The 23,986-nt window shown below is 56.7% G+C and carries 21 protein-coding genes; 13 read left to right on the top strand and 8 right to left on the bottom strand.

What is annotated here, in order from left to right:
• Positions 1 to 5: 5 nt before the first annotated feature.
• Complete coding sequence (locus Q0Y02_RS04200; protein ID WP_297764797.1) at positions 6 to 3,083, top strand: efflux RND transporter permease subunit; 3,078 nt, start codon at positions 6 to 8, stop codon at positions 3,081 to 3,083.
• Between the two features lie 321 nt (positions 3,084 to 3,404).
• Here Q0Y02_RS04200 and Q0Y02_RS04205 read toward each other — a convergent pair whose 3' ends face one another.
• Positions 3,405 to 3,875, bottom strand: coding sequence for a hypothetical protein (locus Q0Y02_RS04205; protein ID WP_277672505.1), 471 nt, complete (start codon positions 3,873 to 3,875; stop codon positions 3,405 to 3,407).
• Between the two features lie 29 nt (positions 3,876 to 3,904).
• On the opposite strand from Q0Y02_RS04205, the gene Q0Y02_RS04210 reads away from it, so the two are divergent.
• Positions 3,905 to 4,966 carry a transporter substrate-binding domain-containing protein gene (locus tag Q0Y02_RS04210; protein ID WP_277672504.1) on the top strand — a complete coding sequence of 354 codons (1,062 nt, stop codon included), beginning with the start codon at positions 3,905 to 3,907 and terminating at the stop codon, positions 4,964 to 4,966.
• 26 nt (positions 4,967 to 4,992) lie between these two features.
• On the opposite strand, the gene Q0Y02_RS04215 is transcribed toward Q0Y02_RS04210, so the two are convergent.
• The 4 genes from Q0Y02_RS04215 to Q0Y02_RS04230 form a co-directional block, all read right to left on the bottom strand.
• Positions 4,993 to 5,676 carry a hypothetical protein gene (locus Q0Y02_RS04215; protein WP_272975381.1) on the bottom strand — a complete coding sequence of 228 codons (684 nt, stop codon included), beginning with the start codon at positions 5,674 to 5,676 and terminating at the stop codon, positions 4,993 to 4,995.
• Complete coding sequence (locus tag Q0Y02_RS04220) at positions 5,666 to 7,111, bottom strand: ATP-binding protein (protein WP_277672503.1); 1,446 nt, start codon at positions 7,109 to 7,111, stop codon at positions 5,666 to 5,668. The genes Q0Y02_RS04215 and Q0Y02_RS04220 overlap by 11 nt, the downstream gene beginning before the upstream one ends.
• Before the next feature lie 45 nt (positions 7,112 to 7,156).
• Positions 7,157 to 7,606: a response regulator gene (locus Q0Y02_RS04225; RefSeq protein ID WP_297764804.1), complete on the bottom strand. Its 450-nt coding sequence runs from the start codon at positions 7,604 to 7,606 to the stop codon at positions 7,157 to 7,159.
• Positions 7,607 to 7,800: 194 nt separating this feature from the next.
• The gene (locus Q0Y02_RS04230; protein ID WP_297764806.1) at positions 7,801 to 8,223 is read right to left on the bottom strand and encodes a PaaI family thioesterase; all 423 of its coding nucleotides are present in this window, start codon (positions 8,221 to 8,223) and stop codon (positions 7,801 to 7,803) included.
• A 66-nt stretch (positions 8,224 to 8,289) separates the two neighbouring features.
• On the opposite strand from Q0Y02_RS04230, the gene Q0Y02_RS04235 reads away from it, so the two are divergent.
• The 10 genes from Q0Y02_RS04235 to Q0Y02_RS04280 all read left to right on the top strand — a co-directional run bounded on the left by Q0Y02_RS04235 (position 8,290) and on the right by Q0Y02_RS04280 (position 18,453).
• On the top strand, positions 8,290 to 8,655 hold the full coding sequence (locus tag Q0Y02_RS04235; RefSeq protein WP_297764809.1) for a hypothetical protein: 366 nt from the start codon (positions 8,290 to 8,292) through the stop codon (positions 8,653 to 8,655).
• Between the two features lie 67 nt (positions 8,656 to 8,722).
• Positions 8,723 to 9,955, top strand: coding sequence for a TolC family protein (locus tag Q0Y02_RS04240; RefSeq protein ID WP_297764811.1), 1,233 nt, complete (start codon positions 8,723 to 8,725; stop codon positions 9,953 to 9,955).
• Between the two features lie 142 nt (positions 9,956 to 10,097).
• Entirely contained in the window at positions 10,098 to 11,306 is a 1,209-nt protein-coding gene (locus tag Q0Y02_RS04245; protein ID WP_297764814.1) for an efflux RND transporter periplasmic adaptor subunit, read from the top strand.
• An 11-nt stretch (positions 11,307 to 11,317) separates the two neighbouring features.
• Positions 11,318 to 14,461 (top strand): CusA/CzcA family heavy metal efflux RND transporter, encoded by a 3,144-nt coding sequence (locus Q0Y02_RS04250; RefSeq protein WP_297764817.1) that lies wholly within the window; start codon positions 11,318 to 11,320, stop codon positions 14,459 to 14,461.
• A gap of 333 nt (positions 14,462 to 14,794) precedes the next feature.
• Entirely contained in the window at positions 14,795 to 15,646 is an 852-nt protein-coding gene (locus tag Q0Y02_RS04255) for a hypothetical protein (RefSeq protein ID WP_297764821.1), read from the top strand.
• A gap of 523 nt (positions 15,647 to 16,169) precedes the next feature.
• Positions 16,170 to 16,649 carry a hypothetical protein gene (locus tag Q0Y02_RS04260; RefSeq protein WP_297764824.1) on the top strand — a complete coding sequence of 160 codons (480 nt, stop codon included), beginning with the start codon at positions 16,170 to 16,172 and terminating at the stop codon, positions 16,647 to 16,649.
• A 116-nt stretch (positions 16,650 to 16,765) separates the two neighbouring features.
• Positions 16,766 to 17,005, top strand: coding sequence for a hypothetical protein (locus Q0Y02_RS04265; protein WP_297764827.1), 240 nt, complete (start codon positions 16,766 to 16,768; stop codon positions 17,003 to 17,005).
• Positions 17,006 to 17,057: 52 nt separating this feature from the next.
• Entirely contained in the window at positions 17,058 to 17,432 is a 375-nt protein-coding gene (locus Q0Y02_RS04270; protein ID WP_297764830.1) for an FKBP-type peptidyl-prolyl cis-trans isomerase, read from the top strand.
• A 119-nt stretch (positions 17,433 to 17,551) separates the two neighbouring features.
• Positions 17,552 to 18,010, top strand: coding sequence for a hypothetical protein (locus tag Q0Y02_RS04275; RefSeq protein ID WP_297764833.1), 459 nt, complete (start codon positions 17,552 to 17,554; stop codon positions 18,008 to 18,010).
• A gap of 38 nt (positions 18,011 to 18,048) precedes the next feature.
• Positions 18,049 to 18,453 (top strand): hypothetical protein, encoded by a 405-nt coding sequence (locus tag Q0Y02_RS04280; RefSeq protein ID WP_297764835.1) that lies wholly within the window; start codon positions 18,049 to 18,051, stop codon positions 18,451 to 18,453.
• 191 nt (positions 18,454 to 18,644) lie between these two features.
• On the opposite strand, the gene Q0Y02_RS04285 is transcribed toward Q0Y02_RS04280, so the two are convergent.
• The 3 genes from Q0Y02_RS04285 to Q0Y02_RS04295 form a co-directional block, all read right to left on the bottom strand.
• Positions 18,645 to 19,814, bottom strand: coding sequence for an ankyrin repeat domain-containing protein (locus tag Q0Y02_RS04285; protein WP_297764839.1), 1,170 nt, complete (start codon positions 19,812 to 19,814; stop codon positions 18,645 to 18,647).
• A gap of 5 nt (positions 19,815 to 19,819) precedes the next feature.
• Positions 19,820 to 20,785: an ankyrin repeat domain-containing protein gene (locus Q0Y02_RS04290; RefSeq protein ID WP_297764842.1), complete on the bottom strand. Its 966-nt coding sequence runs from the start codon at positions 20,783 to 20,785 to the stop codon at positions 19,820 to 19,822.
• Positions 20,786 to 21,007: 222 nt separating this feature from the next.
• The gene (locus tag Q0Y02_RS04295) at positions 21,008 to 22,561 is read right to left on the bottom strand and encodes an ankyrin repeat domain-containing protein (protein ID WP_297764845.1); all 1,554 of its coding nucleotides are present in this window, start codon (positions 22,559 to 22,561) and stop codon (positions 21,008 to 21,010) included.
• Positions 22,562 to 23,041: 480 nt separating this feature from the next.
• Between Q0Y02_RS04295 and Q0Y02_RS04300 the strand changes: the two genes are divergently transcribed.
• Complete coding sequence (locus Q0Y02_RS04300) at positions 23,042 to 23,842, top strand: hypothetical protein (RefSeq protein ID WP_297764847.1); 801 nt, start codon at positions 23,042 to 23,044, stop codon at positions 23,840 to 23,842.
• Positions 23,843 to 23,986 lie beyond the last annotated feature (144 nt).

The raw sequence follows: 23,986 nt of genomic DNA on the forward strand, positions 1-23,986 counted from the left end.
CCACCATGTCATTCAATCTCTCGGAATGGGCGCTGAAGAACCGCGCTCTGGTGCTCTACGCCATGCTTCTTCTCGGTGTCATGGGAGCGATCTCCTATGGCAGCCTGGGGCAGAGTGAAGATCCACCGTTCACCTTCAAGCTGATGACCATCAATACTCAGTGGCCCGGAGCCAGCGCTGAAGAGGTCTCCCGGCAGATCACTGAGCGCATCGAAAAGAAGTTGATGGAAACCGGCGACTTCGAGCGCATCACGTCCTATTCCCGTCCGGGTGAGTCGCTGGTCATGTTTATGGCGCGTGACGAAATGCGCTCCAAGGAGATCAAGGACCTGTGGTACCAAGTGCGCAAAAAGGTGGGCGATATTCGCCATACCCTGCCCCAGGATGCGCGCGGGCCTTTCTTTAACGACGAATTCGGCACCACCTTCGGCAATATTTACGCCCTCACCGGCCCGGGTTTCGACTACGCCATCATGAAAGACTACGCCGACCGCCTGCAGCTGGCCCTGCAGCGGGTGGACGATGTGGGCAAGGTGGAGCTGGTCGGCCTGCAGGACGAAAAGATCTGGGTGGAAATTTCCAACACCAAGCTGGCGTCCCTGGGCATTCCCCTGGTCACCGTGCAGCAGGCGTTGCAGTCGCAGAATGCGGTGGCCGACGCGGGTTTCTTTGAAACCCCAAGCAGTCGGGTGCGCCTGCGGGTGTCTGGAGAATTCACCAGCGTGGAAGACATTCGTCACTTCCCCATCCAGGTGGACAACCGCACCATCAAACTGGGTGATATTGCCTCCGTTTATCGTGGTTTCAGCGATCCGCCCCAGCCGCGCATGCGATTCATGGGCGAGAATGCCATTGGTATTGCCGTGTCCATGAAAGAAGGCGGCGACATACTCGCCCTCGGCGAAAATCTGGACCAGGCTTTCCGGGAACTACAGCTATCGTTGCCGCTGGGTATGGAGCTTCGCAAGGTCTCCGACCAGCCGGCGGCGGTGGAAGCCGGCGTCGGTGAATTTGTTCAGGTACTGATAGAAGCGTTGGTGATCGTGCTGCTGGTGAGTTTTTTCTCGCTAGGGTGGCGTACCGGCATGGTAGTGGCCCTGTCCATCCCGCTGGTGTTGGCCATGACGTTCGTGTCGATGAAGTATTTCGACATCGGCCTGCACAAGATTTCTCTGGGCGCGTTGGTGTTGGCGCTGGGCCTGATGGTGGATGACGCCATCATCGCCGTGGAAATGATGGCGATTAAAATGGAGCAGGGCTTCAGCCGTATCAAGGCCGCTGGTTTTGCCTGGAAAAGTACCGCCTTTCCCATGCTCACCGGCACTCTGATTACCGCTGCCGGCTTTCTGCCTATTGCCACCGCACAATCCAGCACCGGGGAATACACCCGCTCGATTTTTCAGGTGGTGACCATTGCGCTGCTGGCTTCCTGGATTACGGCGGTGGTATTTGTGCCCTATCTGGGTGAGAAGCTGCTGCCGAACCTGGCAAAACGCGATGCCAGTGGCGACGTGCACGACCCTTATCAGAAACCCTTCTACCAGCGCTTTCGTAACGTGGTGGAGTGGTGCGTGCGCTACCGCAAAACCGTTATCGGTCTGACCGTGGGGATCTTCGTGTTTTCCCTACTGTTGTTCAGCCTGGTGCCCCAGCAATTCTTCCCGTCGTCCAGTCGGCTGGAACTGATGGTCGACATGAAGCTGGAGGAGGGTGCCTCGCTCACCGCCACCCAGGAGCAAGCCTTGCGTCTGGAAGCCATGCTTGCTGAGAACGAGTTGATAGAAAACTACGTGGGTTACATGGGCAGTGGTTCCCCCCGTTATTACCTGTCCCTGGACCAGAAACTGCCGGCGGCTTCGGTGGCCCAGTTCGTTATTCTGACGCGCAATATCGAGGAGCGGGAACAGGTAATGGATTGGTTGGAAGAGATCCTTAACCGGGATTTCCCCATGGTCCGTACCCGTGTGGCGCGGCTGGAAAACGGGCCTCCGGTGGGCTATCCATTGCAGTTCCGGGTCTCCGGGGAGCACATTCCCCAGGTTCGTGAACTGGCCCGGCGGGTGGCAGAACATGTCCGCGATAATCCTCACACCCAGAACGTGCATCTGGATTGGGAAGAACCCAGCAAGGTGGTGCGCCTGAACGTGGACCAGAATCGTGCACGAACCCTGGGCATCACCACTGCGGAGCTGTCCACTGCCCTGCAGGCTTCCCTGTCGGGTGTGGCAGTGAGTCAGTACCGGGAAGATAACGAGCTGATCAATGTGGAAGTGCGCGGCGACAGCCACGAACGCCATGCCCTGGGACTGCTCGGCAACCTGGCGGTACAGACCGACAGCGGCCGCAGCGTACCGCTGAACCAGATTGCCACCCTGGAGTACGGTTTCGAGGAAGGCATTATCTGGCATCGCGACCGTCTCCCGACGGTGACCATTCTCGCCGACGTGAAGGACGATGCCCTGCCGGCCACCCTGGTCAGCCAGATCATGCCGCAACTGGAAGGGGTACGTGCCGATCTGCCACCGGGCTACCTGCTGGAAGTGGGCGGCACCGTGGAGGAATCCGCTCGCGGGCAGAAATCAGTGAATGCCGGTATGCCGTTATTCATCCTTGTGGTGATCACTTTGCTGATGCTGCAACTGCGCAGCATGCCGTTGTCGCTGATGGTGTTTATCACTGCGCCGTTGGGGTTGATCGGTGTGACCTTCTTCCTGCTGATCTTCCAGAAGCCGTTCGGTTTCGTGGCCATGCTCGGCACCATTGCGCTGGCCGGCATGATCATGCGTAACGCGGTGATTCTGGTAGACCAGATTGGCCAGGACATGGACCAGGGGCTCAGCACCTGGGATGCCATCATTGAATCCACCGTGCGCCGCTTCCGGCCCATCGTGCTCACCGCGCTGACCGCTGTACTGGCCATGATTCCGCTGTCGCGCAGCGTCTTCTTTGGCCCCATGGCGGTGGCCATCATGGGTGGGTTGATCGTGGCAACAGCACTGACCCTGCTGTTCTTGCCGGCGCTCTATGCCGCCTGGTTCCGGGTCAAGGAAGAACACGCAACAGCCACACACAACGAACGCTGATGAAATGCCGGTCATCACCGGCTTCCCCTTGCCCCGGTACTGCCGGGGCTTTTTTTTGTGGCGCAAATGCCCACGGTTTTTCAAAAGGTAGGGTGCACTGAGCCTAGGGCGAACTGCACCATCAAACGCCCTAACGGTGCAGTTCGCCCTAGGCTCAGTGCACCCTACGCAATCAGTCAGGGTTCACCCCTGTAGGAGCGCCGCTCGCGGCGCGATCACCCAGCGGTGGCGAGTCACGAGAAGCGAGTTTCGAAAGTCAAAATCTGCAAGTTGCGAAGTCAGGTTTTCGCTCCTCGCTCCTCGTCTCTCGCAACTGGGTTATCACGGTGCAACCTCGATAGTCAGCGCCTCGCTCCGAACCTGATGTGCCGCCCTTACACAACGGACGCTGAAGGTTCCTGCCCGGTCAAATCGCCACGGCAAGGTTACCGTAGTACCCGGCTCGCTCAGGCGCGTGTTGGGGTAATCCTTGCGCAGATCGGGCATCAGCTTGTGGATCAGATCCTGATCGCGCAGGGCAGTGTCATCTCCCAGAGCAAACAGGTGCCAATCATCACTGAGGTTTGTCAGGCTTAACCGGACACTGTGTTGATGCGGGATCTCGAGGCGGGCTGGCGCCCAGGAATTGTAAAAACTCGCCGCCAGGATGGGTAAATCCACCGGGTTTCGCAGTGCCGTGCCCGCCGCCATGGGGATCTCGTCTGGCAGAAAGCCATGGGCCCCGCTACCCTGCGGTAAAGACAGCGTGCCGGCCAGCAGCACAACAATAGGATATTTCAGTCGGTCAGGCATGGCATCGTGTATGAAGTGGAGGGATCTCTGTGAGAACAAGAATACGTGTTTTGCTGATGGCTTGCCTGTGCGTGTGGGTGGCGTCTGCTAGTGCCGCACCACTCACTGTGGCGGTAAAGGCCTCGCCCCCATTCAGTTTTCAGAATGGTGATCGCTGGGATGGTGTCAGCGTTGAGCTGTGGGAACAGATCGCCGAGCAGGCCGGCTATGAATACCGCTTCCGCCCCTACAAGACGGTGTCCGACATGCTGGCAGCGGTAGAGCTGGGCCAGGCGGATGTGGCCATTGGCGCGATCAGTGTCACCGCCGACCGGGAGCGGCGGCTGGACTTCACCCAGCCCATGTATCGGGGCGGCCTGGGTATTGCCACCCGCACCGAAGCCAGCGGCTGGATGACCACCCTGCAAGGTCTGTTTTCCTGGAAGTTCTTCTCCGCGGTGCTCGCCCTGGGGTTGGTGTTGCTGCTGGTAGGGCTGCTGGTGTGGCTGTTTGAACGCAAGAAAAACCCGGAACAGTTCGGTGGTTCCGTGGGCCAGGGTATCGGCAGCGGCTTCTGGTGGTCGGCAGTGACCATGACCACCGTGGGCTATGGTGACAAGGCACCGGTCAGTGCCGCCGGGCGCGTTATCGGGCTGGTGTGGATGTTCGTCAGCATCATCACCATTTCCGGTTTCACCGCCGCCATCGCCTCCAGCGTCACCGTCAACCAGTTGCAGACCCGGGTGGCCGGGGCTGGTGATCTGCCCCGGGTGGACACTGCGGTCGTGGAAAACACCAGTGGCGAGCAATGGCTGGTGGGCGAAGGGCTCAACTACCGCCCATACCCGAACCTGGAAAAGGCCATGCGTGCGGTGGTGCTTGGTGAGGTGGACGCGCTCGTGGCAGATGCCCCGGTAATGCGCTACATGTTGCGCGAACGGGAAACCTCCCAGGTGCTGGTGTTGCCCAAGCTGGTACGCGAGGAAAGCTATGCGTTCGCGGTGGCGAATGGCAGCCAGCTGCGTGAACCTATTGATCAGGCCATGCTTGATATCGTGCCTTCTCAGGACTGGCGGCTGGTGCTGAATCGTTATCTTGGTGCAGACCAGTAGTCCTGAGCCCCCGTCACTAACAAGCTTCAGGCGTCGCTGTCATCACCAAACAGCGGCGCCAGGCTTGCCAGTTCCTCCTCCAGATTCCAATGCATTTCCCGGGCCGTCACGTGCAGCAGTATCAGGGCATTGATGGGCGCATCGGACTGACGTTTGCCGCGCAAACGTTTGGTAAAGCAACGGTTCAACTCGTTGAGCGCTGCGTAGCGCGCGTTGAGATCTGCCAGTGACTTGTCGTTCTCCTGATGGCCATTCATATACTGCTGTAGCAGATACAAGCTGGCGGTGCGCACCAGGGTCTCCGTTTGATTGCTGAGCGGTAGATGGAATCTGGCCATCGGCCGCAGAAAGCGCGTGTGTGGGCAGTCGCTGAGACCGCAAATCAGACCAAACAGAGAGCTGAGCGCCCGCTGTAGAGTGCTGGTCTGATTGTACTGCCGCTGTGGCGTCTCCACCTGCACGGAAACCGGCTGAAAAGAGTCACCCAGCGCCGACTCCGGCAGCAGAAAAGCCAGGTTGAGCGCGATGGGGCAATAGCGATGCGTCTCTTTTTCCAGCGGGCAGTGGCTGCACTGATGGTAAGTCAGCTCTGCCCATGCAGGCGGGGTGAAACTGTCCGGTATGGCGATGGTGTCATCTGCGAGCTCGATGGCAATGCGTTGTTGCTCGCCTTCCGGTGTGGTGAGGGTGTACACATAATCAGGCTGCATGAACTTTTTCAGACTGTTTCAGTGGCAGCTTGATAAAGAAAGTCGTGCCCGTGCCGGGGTGGCTTTCCACGGTCATGGAGCCGCCATGGTGGCGAATGATGTCATGACAAATCGACAGGCCCAGCCCGGTGCCCTTGCCGATGGGTTTGGTGGTGTAGAACGGCTCAAAGATCTGCTCCAGGGTCTCGCCGGGGATGCCGGGCCCGTCATCGGCCACTTTCAGCGTGCACCATTGGTCATCACAGTCGGCAGTAATAGTGATGGTGCCTTTGCCCTCTATAGCCTGGGCCGCATTCACGAAGAGATTCATGAAAACCTGGGAAAGCTGGCTTTCCGAGCCGGGAATCAATGGCAGGGTTTCCAGGTTGGTATGGCTGACATGGATGCGATTCTTCAGCTCGTGCTTGGCCAGATTCAGGGATGTGGCGATGCAGGCGGCAATGTTGGTGGGGGAGAAGTGCTCCGGCTGATTGTGCGAGAAATTTTTCAGATCACGGATAATTTGCTTGATGCGTTCTATGCCCTCGCTGGTTTCATCAATCAGCGCAGGGTGATCTTCCAGAATGAAGCGAAGTTTATTGGGGTCAATTTTAAGATTGGCTTCAACCTGCAGAAACTGTTCGAACTTTTCGTCGCTGATACGTTTCTGCAAGCCATTGATCACGCGTGACATGGCGTCCATGTATTCTCGTGATCGATTCAGGTTGGAAGACAGCATGGCAATCGGGTTGTTGATCTCATGGGCAATACCCGCAGAGATAGTGCCCAGGGAGGCCATCTTTTCAGAGTGCAGCAACATGGTTTCCACATGGCTCAGCTTCTGGTCTTTCTCCTTGACCTCCTGGATCAGCTGATTGTTCTCCGTCTTGATATCGGTAATGTCCGTGCCGAAGTAAATATAGCCATCATCCTCATCTGAAATATAGGAAAGCGGAAACAGGAACATGTTCATCCAGTAAAGGCTGCCATCGGCCCGCTGATTGCACACCTCGCCATTCCAGACCCCGTTCGCTGCATGCTTGCACTGCATGGTGGGCAGGTTGCTGTCATGGCTTTTCGGGTGGTTGATGCTCTCGTTTTTGCCAACCAGATGAGAAAAAGCGTGGCCGCTGAGTGACAGGAACTTGCCATTGGCAAACGTGATGGTGCCCTGGTTATCTGTGGTCAGCACGCAATACTCGTCAATGATGCGAGCCAGGGGGCCGAGCAGGCTCTTGTTGAGCTTGTATTCGTCCGCATTGACCTCGATCAGGTGCATCTTGCGCCCGAAGCGGTTATCCGTCAGCGAAGCAAACTCCGCCAGCTTGGCTTCCACATTGATGGAGGTGCGATAGGTTTTATAGAGAAAGAAGATGATGATAAGGAGGATGACAGTGGAAGACACCAGGAACAGCCCTTGCGCCTCCATGCCGAAACCGATATCGGTTTTGTTCATGATGCTTTCCATGGAAAACGCCTTCCCGTATTTGGCTAGCCGTGATCAGCTTTCATAGCCAAGACTGCGCAGGGTTTTTTTCTGCTCGCGAACGGTTTCCGCCAGAATCCGATTTTCCAGCAGAATGTCACGGAACTTCAGCCCTTCACGAATATTGTCCAGTAATTGTTCGTCATCCCAGGGTTTGGGAATAAAGCGGAATGCGCCGGCCTTGTTGATGGCGGACATGACCGTTTCGATATCAATCACGCCAGTGAGCAGGATGCGGATGGTGTCCGGCTGAATATCGCGCAGTTCCTGCAACAGCTCCAGGCCGTTGATCTCGGGCATCATGTAATCAGTAATAACCGCGTCAAAAACGGTGGTACGTGCCCGACGCAGGGCTTCTCGTGGATCCTGGTAGGTTTCCACGTCCCAGTCGGTGTACATGTTGATGGTGCGCTTCAGGGCCTTGAGGATGTAATCCTCATCATCGACAAGCATAACCTGATACATATCGCGATCCTCATCCGTGGCCATCCGGGCGCAGTGCGACATCATATGATGGGGGGAGGCTGCGCCGGGCCGTCATCTTTGACGATACTCGCGGGTCTCGGTGCTGACAATTGATGGCAGGTCGTGCTTGGTCCCAGTCATGCTGCCTGTTCTGCCGTTTGTCAGGGATGCCCCGATTTGGCGGAAAAGCGGCGCTAGCGGACAGTGGTAATGGCCTTGGTCACCGAGCCGGTGGCAATCAGGCGCTCTTCGCCACTGGCATTCACCGCCAGGGCTTCTGCCCGCATGGCTGCCAGAGTGCGGCCCAGTCGATCTAGCCGCGCGCGGATGACCACGCTTTCGCCTTTCATGGCCGCGCGCAACACACTACTGTGCGTTTCGATGGTCACCGGTTGTTGATCCGCGGACAGTGATGGCACCACCGCAAAGAAGCAGGCCACGTCCATCAATGCGTAGACAATGCCGCCATGCAGGGCGCCCATGGGGTTGGCGGTGAAATCGTTCACCGCAAACCGCACCTCGCTGCGGCCTTCGCCGGCGCTCAGCAATTCCAGCTCGCAGGCGCTATGCAGGGGGTGGGCAAGAACGGAATCACGGACTTCTTCCAGGCGGCTCATGGTCTCTCTCGTCTGATAAAGGGGGCCATTACTCTGCCTCCTGCGGTGCTGGCTGTGAATGACCGGATGAAACTAAATCCCTTGACCGGGGTCTTCACTATTCGCACAGTAGAAACCCCTCAACCCACGGCAGGCACCATGAAGGCACTGGTCTGGACATTGCTGCTGATCATCTGCACACACGTGCTGGTGCTTGATGCCATGCATCATGAGCACGATGCCGACGTGGCCATGGAGCAGCTCGACGCCGCTCCCGCTCAGCTGGATGTGCTCGATGCCGGTGGTGATCACTGCTGCCAGTGCCATGGTTTCATGGCCAGCGCGGATTGCGCCCCCGCACGGTTGCCCGCGCCGCCGGCCCGAGTGCTGGCGCTGCGCCCTCCCTTGCCGGATGCCCCGGCTGACAATCCGTTCCGCCCTCCCATCGCCTGATCGTTTTCCCGACCCTGAGTCGCGCCTGAGCGCGACAGATTCCGGATAACCGATCAGGAGCTTTCCTATGGAAAGTCTGTCCGCAGTAGTGCGCCGTTGCGCACTGCTACTGCTGCTGTGCGCCACCGGCGCGCAGGCAGAAACTGCCCCCGGCCAGTGGGCCGGCTGGCTGCAACAACAGATCAACAATCTGCCCGCCAGCCGGGCCATCAATGCCGAACAGGAACGCTGGCTGGCGGAAAACCGCGATGCGGCCCAGCCGCTCTATAACCCGGAACTGAACATCGGCTATGAAGACAGTGCCGACACCACCAGAACCGTGGGCCTTAGCCAGACCCTGGACTGGTCCGGCAAGGCCCGCGCCAACCGCGATGCCGTAGCGGTACGCGATAGCCTGGCGCAACTGCGTGCCGACAAGGCCCGCGCCAGCCTGGTGGCGGACAGCCTGAATGCCCTGGTGGCATTCGATGCCGCCCGTGCCCGCCTGGCGGCCACCCGACAACAGGAACAGCAGCTGTCTGCACTCAGCGACCTGATACGCCGCCGCGAACAGGCCGGCGACCTGGGGCAGGTGGATGCACAACTGGCCTGGCTGTCCCTGGCCGAGACCCAACAGACCATGGCGCAAGCGGAAAGCGACGCCACCGCTGCCGCCACCCGGCTGCGGCAGGTGTTGGCCAGTGCCCAGCCGGGCCAACCTCTACCGGCCGCTCGCCATTGGCAGGCGGTTGCCGTCAGTACCGATGCCTCACAACGCTTGCCGGCCAGCTTCGATCTGCGTCTGGCCCAGCAGCAGCTGGCGCTGGCCGAGCAGGACGCCACCGTGGCGGGCCGGCAGCGCCGGGCCGATCCCACCCTGGGTGTCAGTGTCGGCAAGGAAGGCGACGATAACCTGTGGGGCGTGGACATCAGCCTGCCCTTGAAGCTCTTTAATACCGGTAAAGAGCGATACCAGGCCGCCCTGGCCGACAGCGATGCCCGCCGTGCCCTGCTGGAGAAAACCCGCGCCGATATCGCCGCTCGCCTGGACGGTGCCCTGCGCGATTACCAGCAGCGTCGTGAGCGCTGGCAAACCTGGCAGCAACTCACCGGCGACACCTTGTCTCGCAGCGATGCGCTGCTGCAACGGGTCTGGCAACAAGGCGAGCTCACCACCCAGAACTACCTGCAGGCTCTTAACCAGCGTCTCGATACCCGCCTGTCCGGTATCGCCCTGCGCGAAGCCATGCAACAGGCCTGGGTTCGATGGCTCCGGGAAAGTGCCCAGCTCAACGATTGGCTGAATCAGCTGGCGAACTAATCCATCAGGTTACGACTGACCTTAACAATTGCTGTAGGAGCGCCACTTGAGGCGCGAATGGTTTCTGCGACAAGCGGTGCCAACTTCTTCGCGCCCTTAACGGCGCGCCTACAAAAAAATTGGAAATTTTATGAAAATCAAAATGAAACTTCAGAAAAAGCCATTGGCGATAGCGCTGCTGGCGACGTTGTCTCTCCCCGCTTGGGGCGAAGAAAACCACGCCCATGCCCACAACGAAAGCAACGAAAAACAGCAACATACCCAACAACCGGCACCGGACGACAATGCCGGCCACGATAGCCATGACCACGGCGGTGCATCCGAAGACGCCCATGAGGAAGTAACTGTCCTGGAGCTAACCGCGGAACAGCAAAAAATGCTGAACCTGCAGGTCATCACCTTGCAGCCGAAAGCAAACGCCACCCGGACCCTGACCGTCCCGGCAGAAATTATCAGCAACCAGTATCGCACCTGGGTAGTACCGGTACGCATCGACTCCCAGGTGCAATCGCGCAGCGCTACCCTGGGTCAGCACATGGAAAAGGGCGAGCCCATCGCCACCCTGTTCAGCCCGGCCATGGCGCAACTGCAAAGTGATTTGCAGGTGGCTGCCGATGCCTGGCGGCGGGTCAACAATCTGGGCCGTCGCACCGTGGGCAACCAGCGTTACCTGGATGCCCGTGGCGACTATCAGGCCCTGCGCGCCCGTGCCAAAGGCTACGGCCTGGATGACAACGCCATCACCGCCATCGAAGCCGGCAACAGCGAAAAGGGCGTCTACACTCTCACCGCCCCGGATGACGGCCTGGTGCTGGAAGATGCTTTTCAGCAAGGCCAGTGGCTCACGGCCGGCAGCGCCCTGGTGACGCTGGTGGATGAATCCGAACTGTGGGCAGAAGCGGCCCTGCCACCGAGCCCCGGCCTGCAAATTGCCACCGGCACCCCGGCGCGAGTGATCGTGGGTGATACCTCAGTGGAGGGCCGGGTGATTCAATCCGGCCACCGTCTGAATCCAGTGACTCGTACCCTTGCCGTGCGCGTGGCCATTCCCAATGCCGGCCACCTGTTGCACCCGGGCATGTTCGCCGATGTGGCGTTGTCGTTGGCGGCGCCGCATGGCGCGCTCACCGTGCCCGAAGAGGCGCTCACCCGAAGCGCCGATGGCGACTGGCAACTGTTCGTGGAAGAAGAACCGGGCCGCTACAAGCCAGTGGAAATTGAGCTCCATGGCCAGTTGGCAAACCGCCGCATCGTCACCGGCATGGAACCAGGCACACGCGTGGTCACTCGCGGTGCTTTTTTCCTGGCCAGTGAAATGGCCAAGTCCGGTTTCGATATTCACAATCACTGAGGATCACCGTCATGTTTAATCGACTTGTCGATTGGGCGGTGAACAACCGCCTCATTGTCTTGCTACTACTGATCATCACCATCGGCGTGATCGGCTGGCAACTCCCCAATCTGAAACTGGATGCCTTCCCGGACGTGACCAACGTCCAGGTGCAGGTGAACACCGAAGCCGAAGGCCTGGCCGCGGAAGAAGTGGAACAGCTCATCACCTACCCCATCGAGGCGGTGATGTATGCATTACCGCAGGTGGCAGAGGTGCGCTCCATCTCCAAAACCGGCCTGTCCATCGTCACCGTGGTGTTCGAGGAAGGCACCGATATCTACTTCGCCCGCCAGCTGGTTTTCGAACGCTTGCAGGCCGCCCGGGAAGATATTCCCGACGGCGTCGGCACCCCGGAAATGGGCCCCAACACTTCCGGCCTGGGTCAGGTCTATCAATACCTGCTCACCGCCGAGCCCGGCTCCAATGTGGATGCCATGCAATTGCGCAGCCTCAACGATTGGGTGGTGAAACTGCTGCTCATGCCGGTGGGTGGCGTCACCGATGTGCTCAGCTATGGCGGTGAAGTGCGCCAGTATCAGGTCAACGTGAACCCCACCCGGCTGCTGGCCTACGACCTGAGCCTGCAACAGGTCATGGATGCCATCGCCGCCAACAACCGCAACGCCGGTGGCTGGTATCTGGATCGCGGCGCCGAGCAATTGGTGATTCGCGGCATGGGCTGGGTCGGCAGCGGCCAGCAAGGGCTCGGTGACATTGCCGCCATTCCCCTCAAGGAAGTGGACGGCACCCAGGTGCGCGTCAGCGATGTGGCGAAAGTGGAATTCGGCGGCGAGATCCGTCAGGGCGCCCTCACCATGACCCGCCGTGAAGCCAACGGCGAACCGGAAGCCCTGGGTGAAGTGGTAGCCGGCATCGTGCTCAAGCGCATGGGCGCCAATACCAAGGCCACCATCGATGGCATCAAGGCCCGCGAAGCGCGCATCCAGCAGGCCCTGCCGGACGGTGTGCAGTTCCAGGTGTTCTACGACCAGGCAGATCTGGTGGAAAAAGCGGTGAGCACCGTGGTCACCGCCTTGCTGCTGGCCTTCGTGTTTATCGTCATCGTGCTGGCTCTGTTCCTGATGAACATCCGCGCCACGGCCTTGGTACTGTTGTCCATTCCGCTTTCCATTGGTCTGGCCTTGTTGGCGATGGCCAGCCTGGGCATGTCTGCCAACCTGATGTCGCTGGGTGGCCTGGCCGTGGCCATTGGCATGTTGGTGGATGGCTCCGTGGTGATGGTGGAAAACATTTTCAAACACCTGAGCCAGAAAGAGGGCAGTCACGATTCACAGGGCGGCATCGCCTTGAGAGTCAAAGACGCCGCCCAGGAAGTGGCGCGGCCGGTGTTCTTTGCCGCCAGCATTATCCTGGTGGTGTTCCTGCCCCTGTTCGCCTTCGAAGGGGTGGAAGCGAAGATGTTCGTGCCCATGGCTATCAGCATCATGCTCGCCATGACCGCCGCCGTACTGGTGGCGCTGATCGTGGTGCCGGCACTGGCCGGGTTCGTGTTCCGTAATGGCGTGGAAGAAAAACCCAACAAACTGATGCAGTGGCTGGAAGCCCGCTATCGCTCCCTGCTGGGCAAAGCCATGCAGGCCCGTAAAGTGGTGGTCGGTGGAGCGGTGGGTTTGTTTGCCCTGGCGCTGGCTACCACGCCGTTTATTGGCACTGAATTCGTGCCGGTGCTGGAAGAGGGGACGTTGGCGTTACGTGTGACGCTGGCGCCGTCCTCCAGTCTCGATACTGCGTTGGACGTGGGGAAAAAACTGGAGAAGGAAATCATGGCCTTCCCGGAAGTCACCTACGCGCTCAGCCGGGTAGGGCGTGCCGAAATCGGTGGCGACCCGGAACCGGTGAGCAACGTGGAAATCTATATCGGTCTCAAGCCTGTAGATGAATGGGAGAGCGCCAGCAATCGCCTTGAGTTGCAGGAAAAAATTCAGCAAAAGCTCGATGTGCATCCGGGCCTGCTTCTCAACTTTTCCCAACCCATCGCCATGCGCGTGGACGAACTGCTCTCCGGCGTAAAGGCGCAACTGGCCATCAAACTGTTCGGTCCGGATCTCAACGTGCTCCAGGAAAAAGGCGAAGCCATCACTCAGGTCGTCAAAGCCGTGGATGGCGCCACCGATGTGCAACTGGAACAGATCGCCGGTGAAGCCCAGCTGGTCGTCACCCCGGACCGCAACGCCCTCAGTCGCTACGGCCTGAGTGTGGATCAGGTCATGGATCTGGTCAGCAACGGCCTGGGTGGCGGCAGCGCCGGGCAGGTGATTAACGGCAACGAACGTTACGACATCTACGTGCGTCTGGAACAGAACGCCCGCAAGGACGCCGAAGCCATCCGCAACCTGCGCCTCAAAGCCGCCGACGGTGCCTGGGTGCGGCTTATGGATGTGGCGGATGTGTCCCTGGTCTCCGGCCCACCCCAGATCAGCCGCGACGACGTGCAACGTCGCGTGGTCATCCAGGCCAACGTGGCCGGCCGCGACATGGGCTCCGTGGTGGCCGACATTCAGAACGCCATCGACAGCGACGTCGACCTGCCCGCCGGCTACAGCGTGGATATAGGCGGCCAATACGAAAACCAGCAGCGCGCCCAGCAACGCCTGGCCATGGTGGTGCCCGTGGCCGTGGGGCTGATCGCCCTGTTGCTCTACTTCGCCTTCGGCTCAGTCGCCCAGGCCGCCCTGATCCTGGTCAACGTTCCCCTGGCCCTCATTGGCGGCATCCTCGCCCTGGCCCTCAGCGGCCAGTACCTGTCCGTGCCCAGCTCCGTGGGCTTTATCACCCTGTTCGGGGTGGCGGTGCTCAATGGGGTGGTGATGGTGGAAGCCATCAATCATCGGCTGCGCGATGGCGAAGCGCTGGACACCGCCATCTTCGAAGGCGCTGTCTCCCGCCTGCGCCCGGTACTGATGACCGCGCTGACCTCCATGCTGGGGGTGATTCCTATGTTGCTGGCCACCGGGGTTGGCAGTGAAGTGCAGCGGCCGCTGGCGGTGGTGATCGTGGGTGGGCTGGTATCGGCGACGGCGTTGACCTTGTTGGTGTTGCCGAGTCTTTATGGGGTGTTTTCGAAGGAGAAGGTAGCAGGGTTACAGCGATAATCTTATATCCCCGGCCTTCCAGGTCGGGGGTAGCGTCCCGTTTTTCATCAGCGCGCAAGTTGAATTTGTAAGATATGGCTTACAGAACTTTGTAAGTTGCTGAGATAAGGTTGGTTTTAGCAAAAGAGGATGCAAGAAAAGTCCGAGTAAAAATTCCCGTTCAACACGCAAGTGCAAGAAAAATCTGTTGAGAGCGATTCGTAATTTTGCGGTAAGCTGCTGATCGGTAGCCAGTTTGCTGTGATCCTTCGGGTGGGGTAGGTCTGGGATATACAGCGAAGTGATATATCGCATCTGCAATTTAATACGCTGTTAGATTTCTTGGGAGATGAAGTGGAATACGCAGGTCGTGAATGGTGGTATTCGTACCGCGAGCTATTCGATGTTTGCTCGGAGAAGAAACTGTCCCGGGTTGCGGGAAGTGTACTTACACAATATTCAGGCTTGACCAAGGCTTGGGACGTTGAAGCAAATTCAGCATGGGTTTGCCGTACGTATCTCTGCACAAAGATGATATTGAATGCCACTGTTCTGACGAATGCACTTGAGCACAGTTCTGAAACGGGACTCAGAATTGCGAATCCTTACTACGAATACTACGCGGCGCTGTCTTTGATGAGGGCCGTTGTTTACACGCTGCCCACAGTTGAGTGGTCAGGTGGAGACCTCATCTCGATTTCCCATTCGCGAGCCATTAATTTAGCTTTTGATTGGCTCGCCAAGCTTGATCAAGCTACAGCGAAACGCTTGAAGGAGCTCGCGCAGCAGTTGAAGGCGCAGCGTGAGGTGATTTCATATCGTGCGCCGGCAAGTGGGGACTCGATTCTGGACGGTGAATACGATCTTTATGAATTGCTTACCATTCTGTCAGAGTTGGCCCAGTTCAATACGGAACTACTTGAACAGTCCCTCTCCAAGAATGCCGATCCTTCAATGTTCGTGGTTAATAGGGAGTGCGTTGCGCAGCTGTCGACCTTTGAAATTGAAGGGTTAACCTTTCATGATTCAGAAGATTCTTACCGTCTCGACTATTTAAGACGCAAAATGCCTAGGCCCTTTAATTTGTCAGCAACAATGACCGAAGGGCAAACAGAGGACTTTATTGGTGCTTGGGACGCTGATGAAGAAGGTAAGTTTAATAACGGCGGTCCATGGGATTGGCAAAAAATCTTTGATGTGCCATAAGAAATCTAACAAATCGCTGCAGTGGACGTTTGACTCGCCAGGCACTTTTGCTGCCGCAAAAGCACCCGTCGACTCAAACGCCCCTGAGCTCAGGCGTTATATCGGGTGAGATGAAAAAACTTAGCGAATGGAATGATGTTGGTGGCAAGAAAATTGAGGAAGGCCTTAGGGCTATTTCCGTTTTCCTGGGATATTGGTTCATTGCCAGAGCAATAATTAGGCTTCTGGATAAAGCAGAGCCAGAATGGTGGGCGGAGGTCGTTCTTTCTCTCGTGTACAGAGATTGGGGGTTCGGCGTATATGTAATTTACCGGCTTGTGCCGTCTTTACTGGCGATCGCCGCCTTTTGTATTTGGCGCCCCAATGCGAACTTGCTTCGATGGTTGGCCGCTCCAATTGGGTGGGTTGTATTAGTGGCAGTGAGCTAGAGATATAACAAGCCGCGGCAGACGGATCAAATTTCCGCTCCTTCGTCGCTACAATTTTCCCGCTGCGCGGGGCGTTATGCACGGGGGAGGCCTAAGTGAGCATGCCGGAAAGCATGAAAGAAGAACTTCAGGCTTGGAATGGTGGGGATGGGATAGATTTAGAGACCTGGCTGGATAGTGCCGGGGATTACTCTCTAGCCGTAGGTTATACAGAGATATTTTGCCCTAAGTTTGTTGAGCACAAGGGCTATATTCTTGCAGCAGAAGAGCCCTTGCATGAGGAGTATCTAAGAAACTTGAAAGGGTTCGAATCTAGAGAGGGTGCTACTCCCAAGTCCGTTGAATGGGTTATGAACCATTTCCACCTGTCTTTCATCCATTTGGGGTCAAAAGATATATCACCTGACAAGCTGGTTTTCTTGGGTAATGCCCTAAAAGAAACATATGAAGCAAGGCTTAGCTACTTTTTTCCAGATAAACCGTGCATTGTCGAGTTTCATATTCCGGATGATCAATATAACTTCGAGGCATACCAGATAACGTTTTGGCAGGCTAAACATGACCAAAGTGCATAACAATCGGCTGCACCGGATAAATTTCCGCTGTCACCCTTTGTGCATAAAGCCGCACAAAGGCCGCCATCAAAAATTTACCCGGTGAGCCGGGCGTTATAAATTCTAGGGGGAAGTTGATGGATGAAACACAAATTTTTGCTGCTTTAAGCTATTTGGGATTTTCTTTCTTTATTGGCTTGGTTCTGGCTCCTTTGATATATAAGGATGCCAAGTCTCTTCCAAAACTGTTTCTAGGGACGAAACCATGGTTTTGGTCGCTTTGCTGCCTTTTTCAAGGGCCGTTGATTGTGGTTTTCATCTATTGGGCAATTCATCACTCTAGTTTTAGTAATCGGGTAAATGGTGAGAATTTATAACAATGCCATGCATGCGACAAGCGCATGATGGCGGGCGTTAGAAGTCTGAAAGATGCGTACCGGAATTGAAATTATTGAAGATGTACCAGGATGTGGGGCGCCAGTCGCTCGGCACAACTGGTATAAGATTCGCTTAAAAATCTGGCTTCATAGAGGCGAGTCAGTACGTTGGGAAAGGGTTTGGGGTACATCACCAGCAGAGCTAAATGATAACGGAGAAACACTCGTCACTCATGTTCGAATAGACAGGGAGCAACTTATTGCTGGTTTGTTTTACGGGTGTGAGGGTATGCATGTCGGAGGGAGGCGAATATTGCGCATTGCTCCCCATCTTGCTTATCGCGAGCAGGGCGTTCCCGGCATCATACCTGCGAATGCACTGCTCACAGCAGAACTTGAATTTATAAATGAGGGTTTGCCCGCGTGACTTCTAATAATCGGCAGCTGGGGCGATGTGCCGGGCGTTAAATGGTAAGGGGGTTTATGTTTAGGGGAGTGTATTTCCTCAGGTCTGGTGAATTGTCTGAGAAGCTGAGTAGAGGCGAAGTGACAGATGATTTGGCTTTCAATCACTTGCTTCTTTATAGCATGTTATTTGCAGGCTATATCTCTATTCCTGTTGTGGTTACCTGCTCGGCTGAATTGGAGTACGGATTTCGATATCAGGCTTTGGGGTTCATTGCATTCGCGGGAGTGCAGTATTGGGGAATGAAACGGCTCTATAGAACTAACAGCCAGGGTGACGGTAGAGATTTTTTTCTTCGTTGGGCGGCTCTTTCGCTGCCTGTCGGCGTTCAAGTGCTCATTATCAGTGTCGTTTTAGGGGCTGTTTATGGCGCTGTAGTTGGGGCGAGCGCTATAGGTTGGGCAAGTGGCTTTCCTGCTTACGTATGGGAAGTAACAGGCATCTTGTACGGAGCCCTGATTCAGGTGATTTATTACCGACTGATGCAGACGGATTTAACAATTTGCTCAAGCGGACCACAGCAAGCTGCGTCCGATTAGCATAGGCGTTATGTGGCACACACAGGAGGATACACCTAATGTCGGCGAACACGATTTCATGGTCGGTCTATTCGATATTTGCCACCGCCGCCCTGTACCTTAACTGGCATCCTGATATTTTCTCATTCACTGGTAACTTGGGAATTTTAAAGCTTGTCGTCTGGGTGGCATTCGCAGCATTTCTAGCATATAGCGTTTACTGTAGTTTTCAGGAAAACATATTTCGCACCATTCGCAAGATTGCGGAGTTTCACTGGGGTAAGAAGATAGGAATAGATCTTTATCTTGGGCTTTTTATGTTTCAGGTCTTCATCTACTTACACGAAGGTTCCCTTGCAGCAGTTCTTTGGCTTGTTCCAACGATTTTGTTTGCTAATCTTTCCGCTTTGCTCTATCTCGGCATTCATTTTGATTCGATTGCATCAAAATTGCTCGGGCTGTAGGGCATGCCACATAACAAGGCCATTAAGGTTGTTCCGGGGCTTTGGCCCTCCACCGGACGCCACTGACGTAGCGCCGGTTTGCTCAGCGTTAGGTTTCAATGAATCCTGACATGAGCACAAGAAAGGCTTTCATTGAGGCTATCCATAAAGGAAAAAAATAGAGCACGCATAATCTGCAGGCAAGGAAAGTCTCACAGCCCTGTTATGGCGTCCAGCAATCCAGGATAGACCGCATTGGTTGCCTTGGTGACTTCCGCGAAATTGGCCTTGTCGCTATGTTCTGCTCTGAGCCAGGCAGCCATATCGTTTAGGCTGTGGAAGGAAAGGTCCGAGGTTTGGCGTCGGTAGGCGTCACCGCCAGAGATATCGTCGGCCACCTTATTGCCCGCGGTCTTGCCCGCCATAGAGCCGAAGATACTACCGATCAATGCACCGCCGGGAACGTTTTCCAAAGCTCTCTGGGCAGCATAGTTGCCGGCCGCGGAGCCTACAGCGGAACCAGCAGCGCTGCCCATCTGGTTGTTGATCGCTTTGTTGACCCACTCGGCGACGACACCGTCTGAGGTGTAGGGGCTTAGATAGCGACCGGAGTTATTCCGAATGATGGGAGTGTCCGCGGGCGTTTTTTCAGAGGTATCTGCTGTGGCGACGGCGGGCTTTCCCTCATTGGCGCGCTGCATCAACTTTTCACGTTGTACGCGCTTGGCAATCCATTGTTTTCGCTCTTCCATCAATTGCGGGTGCTGTTCCCATGCTTGTGTCTCGGACATGGGTTTTCTACCCAGAATTTCCAGTGCTGCCTCACTCTGAGCTACCGCTTCTTCAAGTCCAGGTGCGTCACGACGCCATACGATATACATTTCAATCACGTCCGCCGGGAGCCTGCCTTGCTTATCTCGCAGGGTGGGGTCGGCGCCGTTTTCCAGTAGCGCCTCAACCGCTTCAGCAGATCGCGCAATATGCAGTGCCGTTTGACCTTGACTCCTACCGCTTTTCGTAACGGGTTTGTTGGGATCGGCTCCGTCGGCGAGTAATGCTCGTATTATTTTTTCCCGCTCGGGAGCATGACTTAAAGAGGCGAACATCAAGGGAGTAAGACCGGTTCCCCCTTTGCCATTGGGGTTACCACCCTGGCTCAGGCTCTGCTGGACGGCGGGAAGATCGTTCTGTATTACTGCATTTTGCAGTTCATATGTAGCATATGAAGTGCAACCGGATAATAGTCCATGCAGGCATGTAATTATTAGAATGCCGGGTAACGTAAAATATATTCGAGCATTCCTCAGTGCGCGGGCTAATCTGATCGTTAATATCATACTGTAACTGCCCCAAAGCGAGTTGAAATATTTAAAAATTTGCATTCCGGTCACTGGCCAGAAATGGCGTCCAGCAATCCTGGATAGACCGCGTTGGCGGCTTTGCTAACTTCCGCGAAATTAGCCTTGTCGCCATGCTCTTCCCTCAACCAGGTGGCCATATCCCGTAAGCTGTGGAAGGAAAGATCCGAGGTCTGGCGGCGGTAGGTGTCACCGCCAGAGACATCGTCTGCCATCTTGGTGCCCACGGCCTTGCCCGCTTTGGAGCCCAGGAAGCCACCAATCAAACTGCCTCCGGGCACGCTCTCCAGCGCCTTGTTGGCCGCGTAGGCCCCGGCGGCGCCGCCCACGGCGGAGCCGGTAGCACTACCCATCTGGTTATTGATAGCCTTGTTGACCCACTCGGCCACCACCCCATCGGAGGTGTAGGGGCTCAGGTAGCGGCCGGAGTTATTACCGATTGGGGCTGGCTGGGCGCCGGGATTGGTGGAGCCTGTCGCTTGCGATGGCGGAGTTGCGCCACCGGGGTACATGGACGCCATCATCTGCGGGTATTTGTCCCAGGCCTGGTCTTCGGTGATCGGTGTGCGCCCAAGGGCTTCCAGTGCCGCCTCGAGGTGATTTATATGACGTTCTTGCAGGGCATCCAGGCTGGGGGTCCAGTAAAATTCCTCGCGTGATTTTTCCCTGGCCGAACGCTGCATGATCAAATTTTTTTCAATGCTATCGGCGGGCAGCGCGCCCTGCTCGGTGCGTAAGGTAGCGTCTGCGCCGTATTCGATGAGGCTATTCACAGCTTCCGCGCTGGCGGCCATGTGTAGAGGTGTGTGGCCGTGGCTGCGCATATTGGGGTCTGCGCCGGCCATAAGCAGAGCGCGAATGACCTGTTCACGATCAGGTTTGTGACTTCGGACGGCAGAGTGTAAATACGGAATCACGGCGTCGGCGCCGTCGGGATTGGTGCCGGCATTCAGGTGCTCCTGTACGGCAACGGGGTCGCCGTTATGAATAGCCATATTCATTGTTCGGGGCACGCAGGCGCCCAGAAGGAACGATATAAACAGTAATAGCGAGACACGATCCATGGCAGAACACCTGTTTTCAATATCAACCGAAGCTTTGAACGGGAGGCGGGGCGTCGTCATCTGATCCTCCCGCCCTCGGCCCGTTGCTTGGGGAAGAGGGGGCCTTTCCCTGTGACAAGTGAGTTGAAGTTGGAGTAAGGCTGCTCAAGCTGCTCACAGACCCTCCAGATTTTTCAGCAATCCGGGATAGACCGCATCCGTTGCTTTGGTGACTTCTGCAAAATTGGCTTTGTCGCCATGTTCTTTCTTGAGCCAGGAGGCCATGTCGTTCAGGCTGCGGAAGGAAAGATCCGAGGTCTGGCGGCGGTAGGTGTCACCGCCAGAGACATCGTCTGCCATCTTGGTGCCCACGGCCTTGCCCGCTTTGGAGCCCAGGAAGCCGCCAATCAAACTGCCTCCGGGCACGCTCTCCAGCGCCTTGTTGGCGGCGTAGGCCCCGGCGACACCGCCCACAGCGGAGCCAGTGGCGCTGCCCATCTGGTTATTGATAGCCTTGTTGACCCACTCGGTCACCACCCCATCGGAGGTGTAGGGGCTCAGGTACTGACCGCTATTGTCCTGTATCACCAGTGACTGAATGGTTTTTTGTTGTTGTGCTTGATTAAAGGCCTGCCATTGTTCACGAGTGATGCTGCCCCGCGTCATTGTGACCTGGTGGGGCTGACTGGCTTCCTTGCTCTGCAGTACCAGTGTCACCGGGTGGCCCTTCTTACCGCGAATCAGCTCCATGGTGTCGCCCAGGCTGAGGCCGTCCAGGTCAATAATGTCATCGCCACCATTCGGTGCCACACCGATAAGAAAATCACCCTCCTGAATCTGTTTACTGCGTGCTGCTGGCCCTTGGGGAACCAGCGCTATCACTATCGGGACGCCGCTTTCCTCTTTGAATTTGATGCCGATGGTCCCGTTGGCGGTAAGCGTTTCCATGGCCCGGGACGTCGCCTGATCCGGGTAGAGCTTCGCCATCACGTCCGGCCATTGTTCCCATGATTGTTCTTGGGTGATCGGTGTGCGGCCGAAGATTTCCAGGACGGTCTTGAGTCGGCTGATTTCGCGTTTATAGTGGTCGGCCACTACCCCGTCGGCTTTTGCCGCTTCTGCACGGGCGACAATCAAGCCGTATTCCACGTGGTCCACAGGCCTAAACCCGTTATTATCCGTCACTTCAGGGTCGGCACCGTATTCGAGCAGAGCGCTTACCGTCTCAGCTGAATTTGAAGATTTGTGCAGTGGCGTCACTCCCCGGCTGTTGGATACATTCGGATCAGCTCCGGCTTCGACAAGCGCCCTCACTTCTTCAGCTGATGAGACGAGGTGCAGTGGCCGCATCCCGAAGTCCAACCCCTCCCAGCCGTCCTTGCTCGGGGTCATGTTCGGATCGCCCCCGGCCTCGACAAGTGCTTCCACCACCTCGGCTGATTTGGCGAAGTGCAGTGGCCTCATTCCGGCTACCGTCCCGGCGTACTTGCCCAGGGCCAGATTCGGATCAGCCCCGGCTTCGAGCAATGCCTGAACTATTTGCTCATTGTCGGAACGCACGGCAGAAACTAGATAACTCTCATTTTCAAAGTGACCATTTGGATCCGCTCCTCTGTCCAGGCGTGTCTGTACGGTATTCAAATCGCCGTCGTAAATGGTCGAATACCAGTTTTTCGCGCAGCCCGAAAGCATCACAATAAAAATCAGTAGCCAGAAAGGGCGGTACATAGATTCATCCTGTTTTTGTGAATGGGCCTTGTGCGCCGAATGGAGTTGAAACCCGCCATGCCTGGCGGAACCATAGAGGGGGCGCGCTACGATGAGCCTATTTGTGGTTCAGGAGCTGCTAATGGCACCCAGCGGATGGATCCCCGCCTTTTTCGCTGGATGGCGACATTAAAAGCTATTTTACAAATCGAGTTTGGCAGGGTGCCGGGGCATTCGCATCCCTCATTTGGGGTACGTCGCTGTCTTTGTGCGGCTCCCGTTGTATACCTCATCGGCCTCTTTTGTGGTTCTGCAGGAATATATGCATGTCCTGCATTGGCGCCTTGCCGAATTAGCGGAAGGCATCACGGATTGGCTAGCTATCCGGATGCTATACCGGTGGTAGCTTGAAAGGCCGTGGGCGTGGGGGATTCCATCCGCCTCCCATGGGTTGATAGGAAACCCCAGGGATATGGGGAAAACGGGTACAAGGAGCGACCAATGCGAAGCGCACTGTTGTTGATAACGGCGGTAATTCTGTCCGCCTGCCACCACCCAAGCCGCAGCTATGAAGTGAGATATCTGGAGCCTACCGCTCGCCAGCAGCTTTTCATGCGCGATGAGGGGGAGATGGCAGGTGTAGATGTGCTCTGCGGAGTGAATGTGTCTGGCCTTCCTGGGCAGACGTATCCCGGACTGACGGAACCCACGGTGGCGGTCGTCGGTTATGAAAGCACGGATCTTCCCAAAAGCGCCCGACCGCGCTGCCGGGTTGATGTGAACGTGGAACACCATGCGTGGCTGTTGTTTGATTTAAGCGAAATCACGCGGGATGGCCAGCCCCGTACCTTGATCAAGGCAACGCTCAGTGGCGAGGCGCACCCTGATACTGATAACGCCAATTGCCAGGCCGACACTCCCTTTATTGCCTGGCTGAATTTTGCGCCGCCGTCGGTAGTCGTGCCGACAATGGAGGATGGCACACCCCACAGTGGGATAGAGGCCCCCTCGGCCATCATTGATGACGAGCATCTGAGCTTTCGTGAATACCATGAGCGGCTCTCCGCTGCCGGACAATTCACTCAGGGGAGGCATGGAAGCGCGCCTAACTTTGTTTATACCTTGAGTGACCGGGAAGTGGCGAGACTGGCTGACACCTTCGCCACCGAGGAATGGATTGCTCCCGACCCTTACCATGCAGTTCTGGTCAGCGTGGAAAACCCCGCCCCGGGGCGTGATAGTTACTGCCTGGAAGAGCTGGAAAATTTGAAGCTGACGCTTATTTTTTCTGAAATGGAATAGACGATAAAAAGGGGAATCCGGTAAATGCAGGGCAGCCTGTCTTTCTTTGTTCTTGACGTTGTCCGGGGCTATGGCCAGTGCTTTACTGGATTCACCGATTAAAAAAACGTCTCTTGGTCCATGCTGAAGGGTGGGGTAGCGCGG

Origin of the sequence: uncultured Alcanivorax sp. (assembly GCF_947258575.1) — a bacterium.
Taxonomy (GTDB): domain Bacteria; phylum Pseudomonadota; class Gammaproteobacteria; order Pseudomonadales; family Alcanivoracaceae; genus Alcanivorax.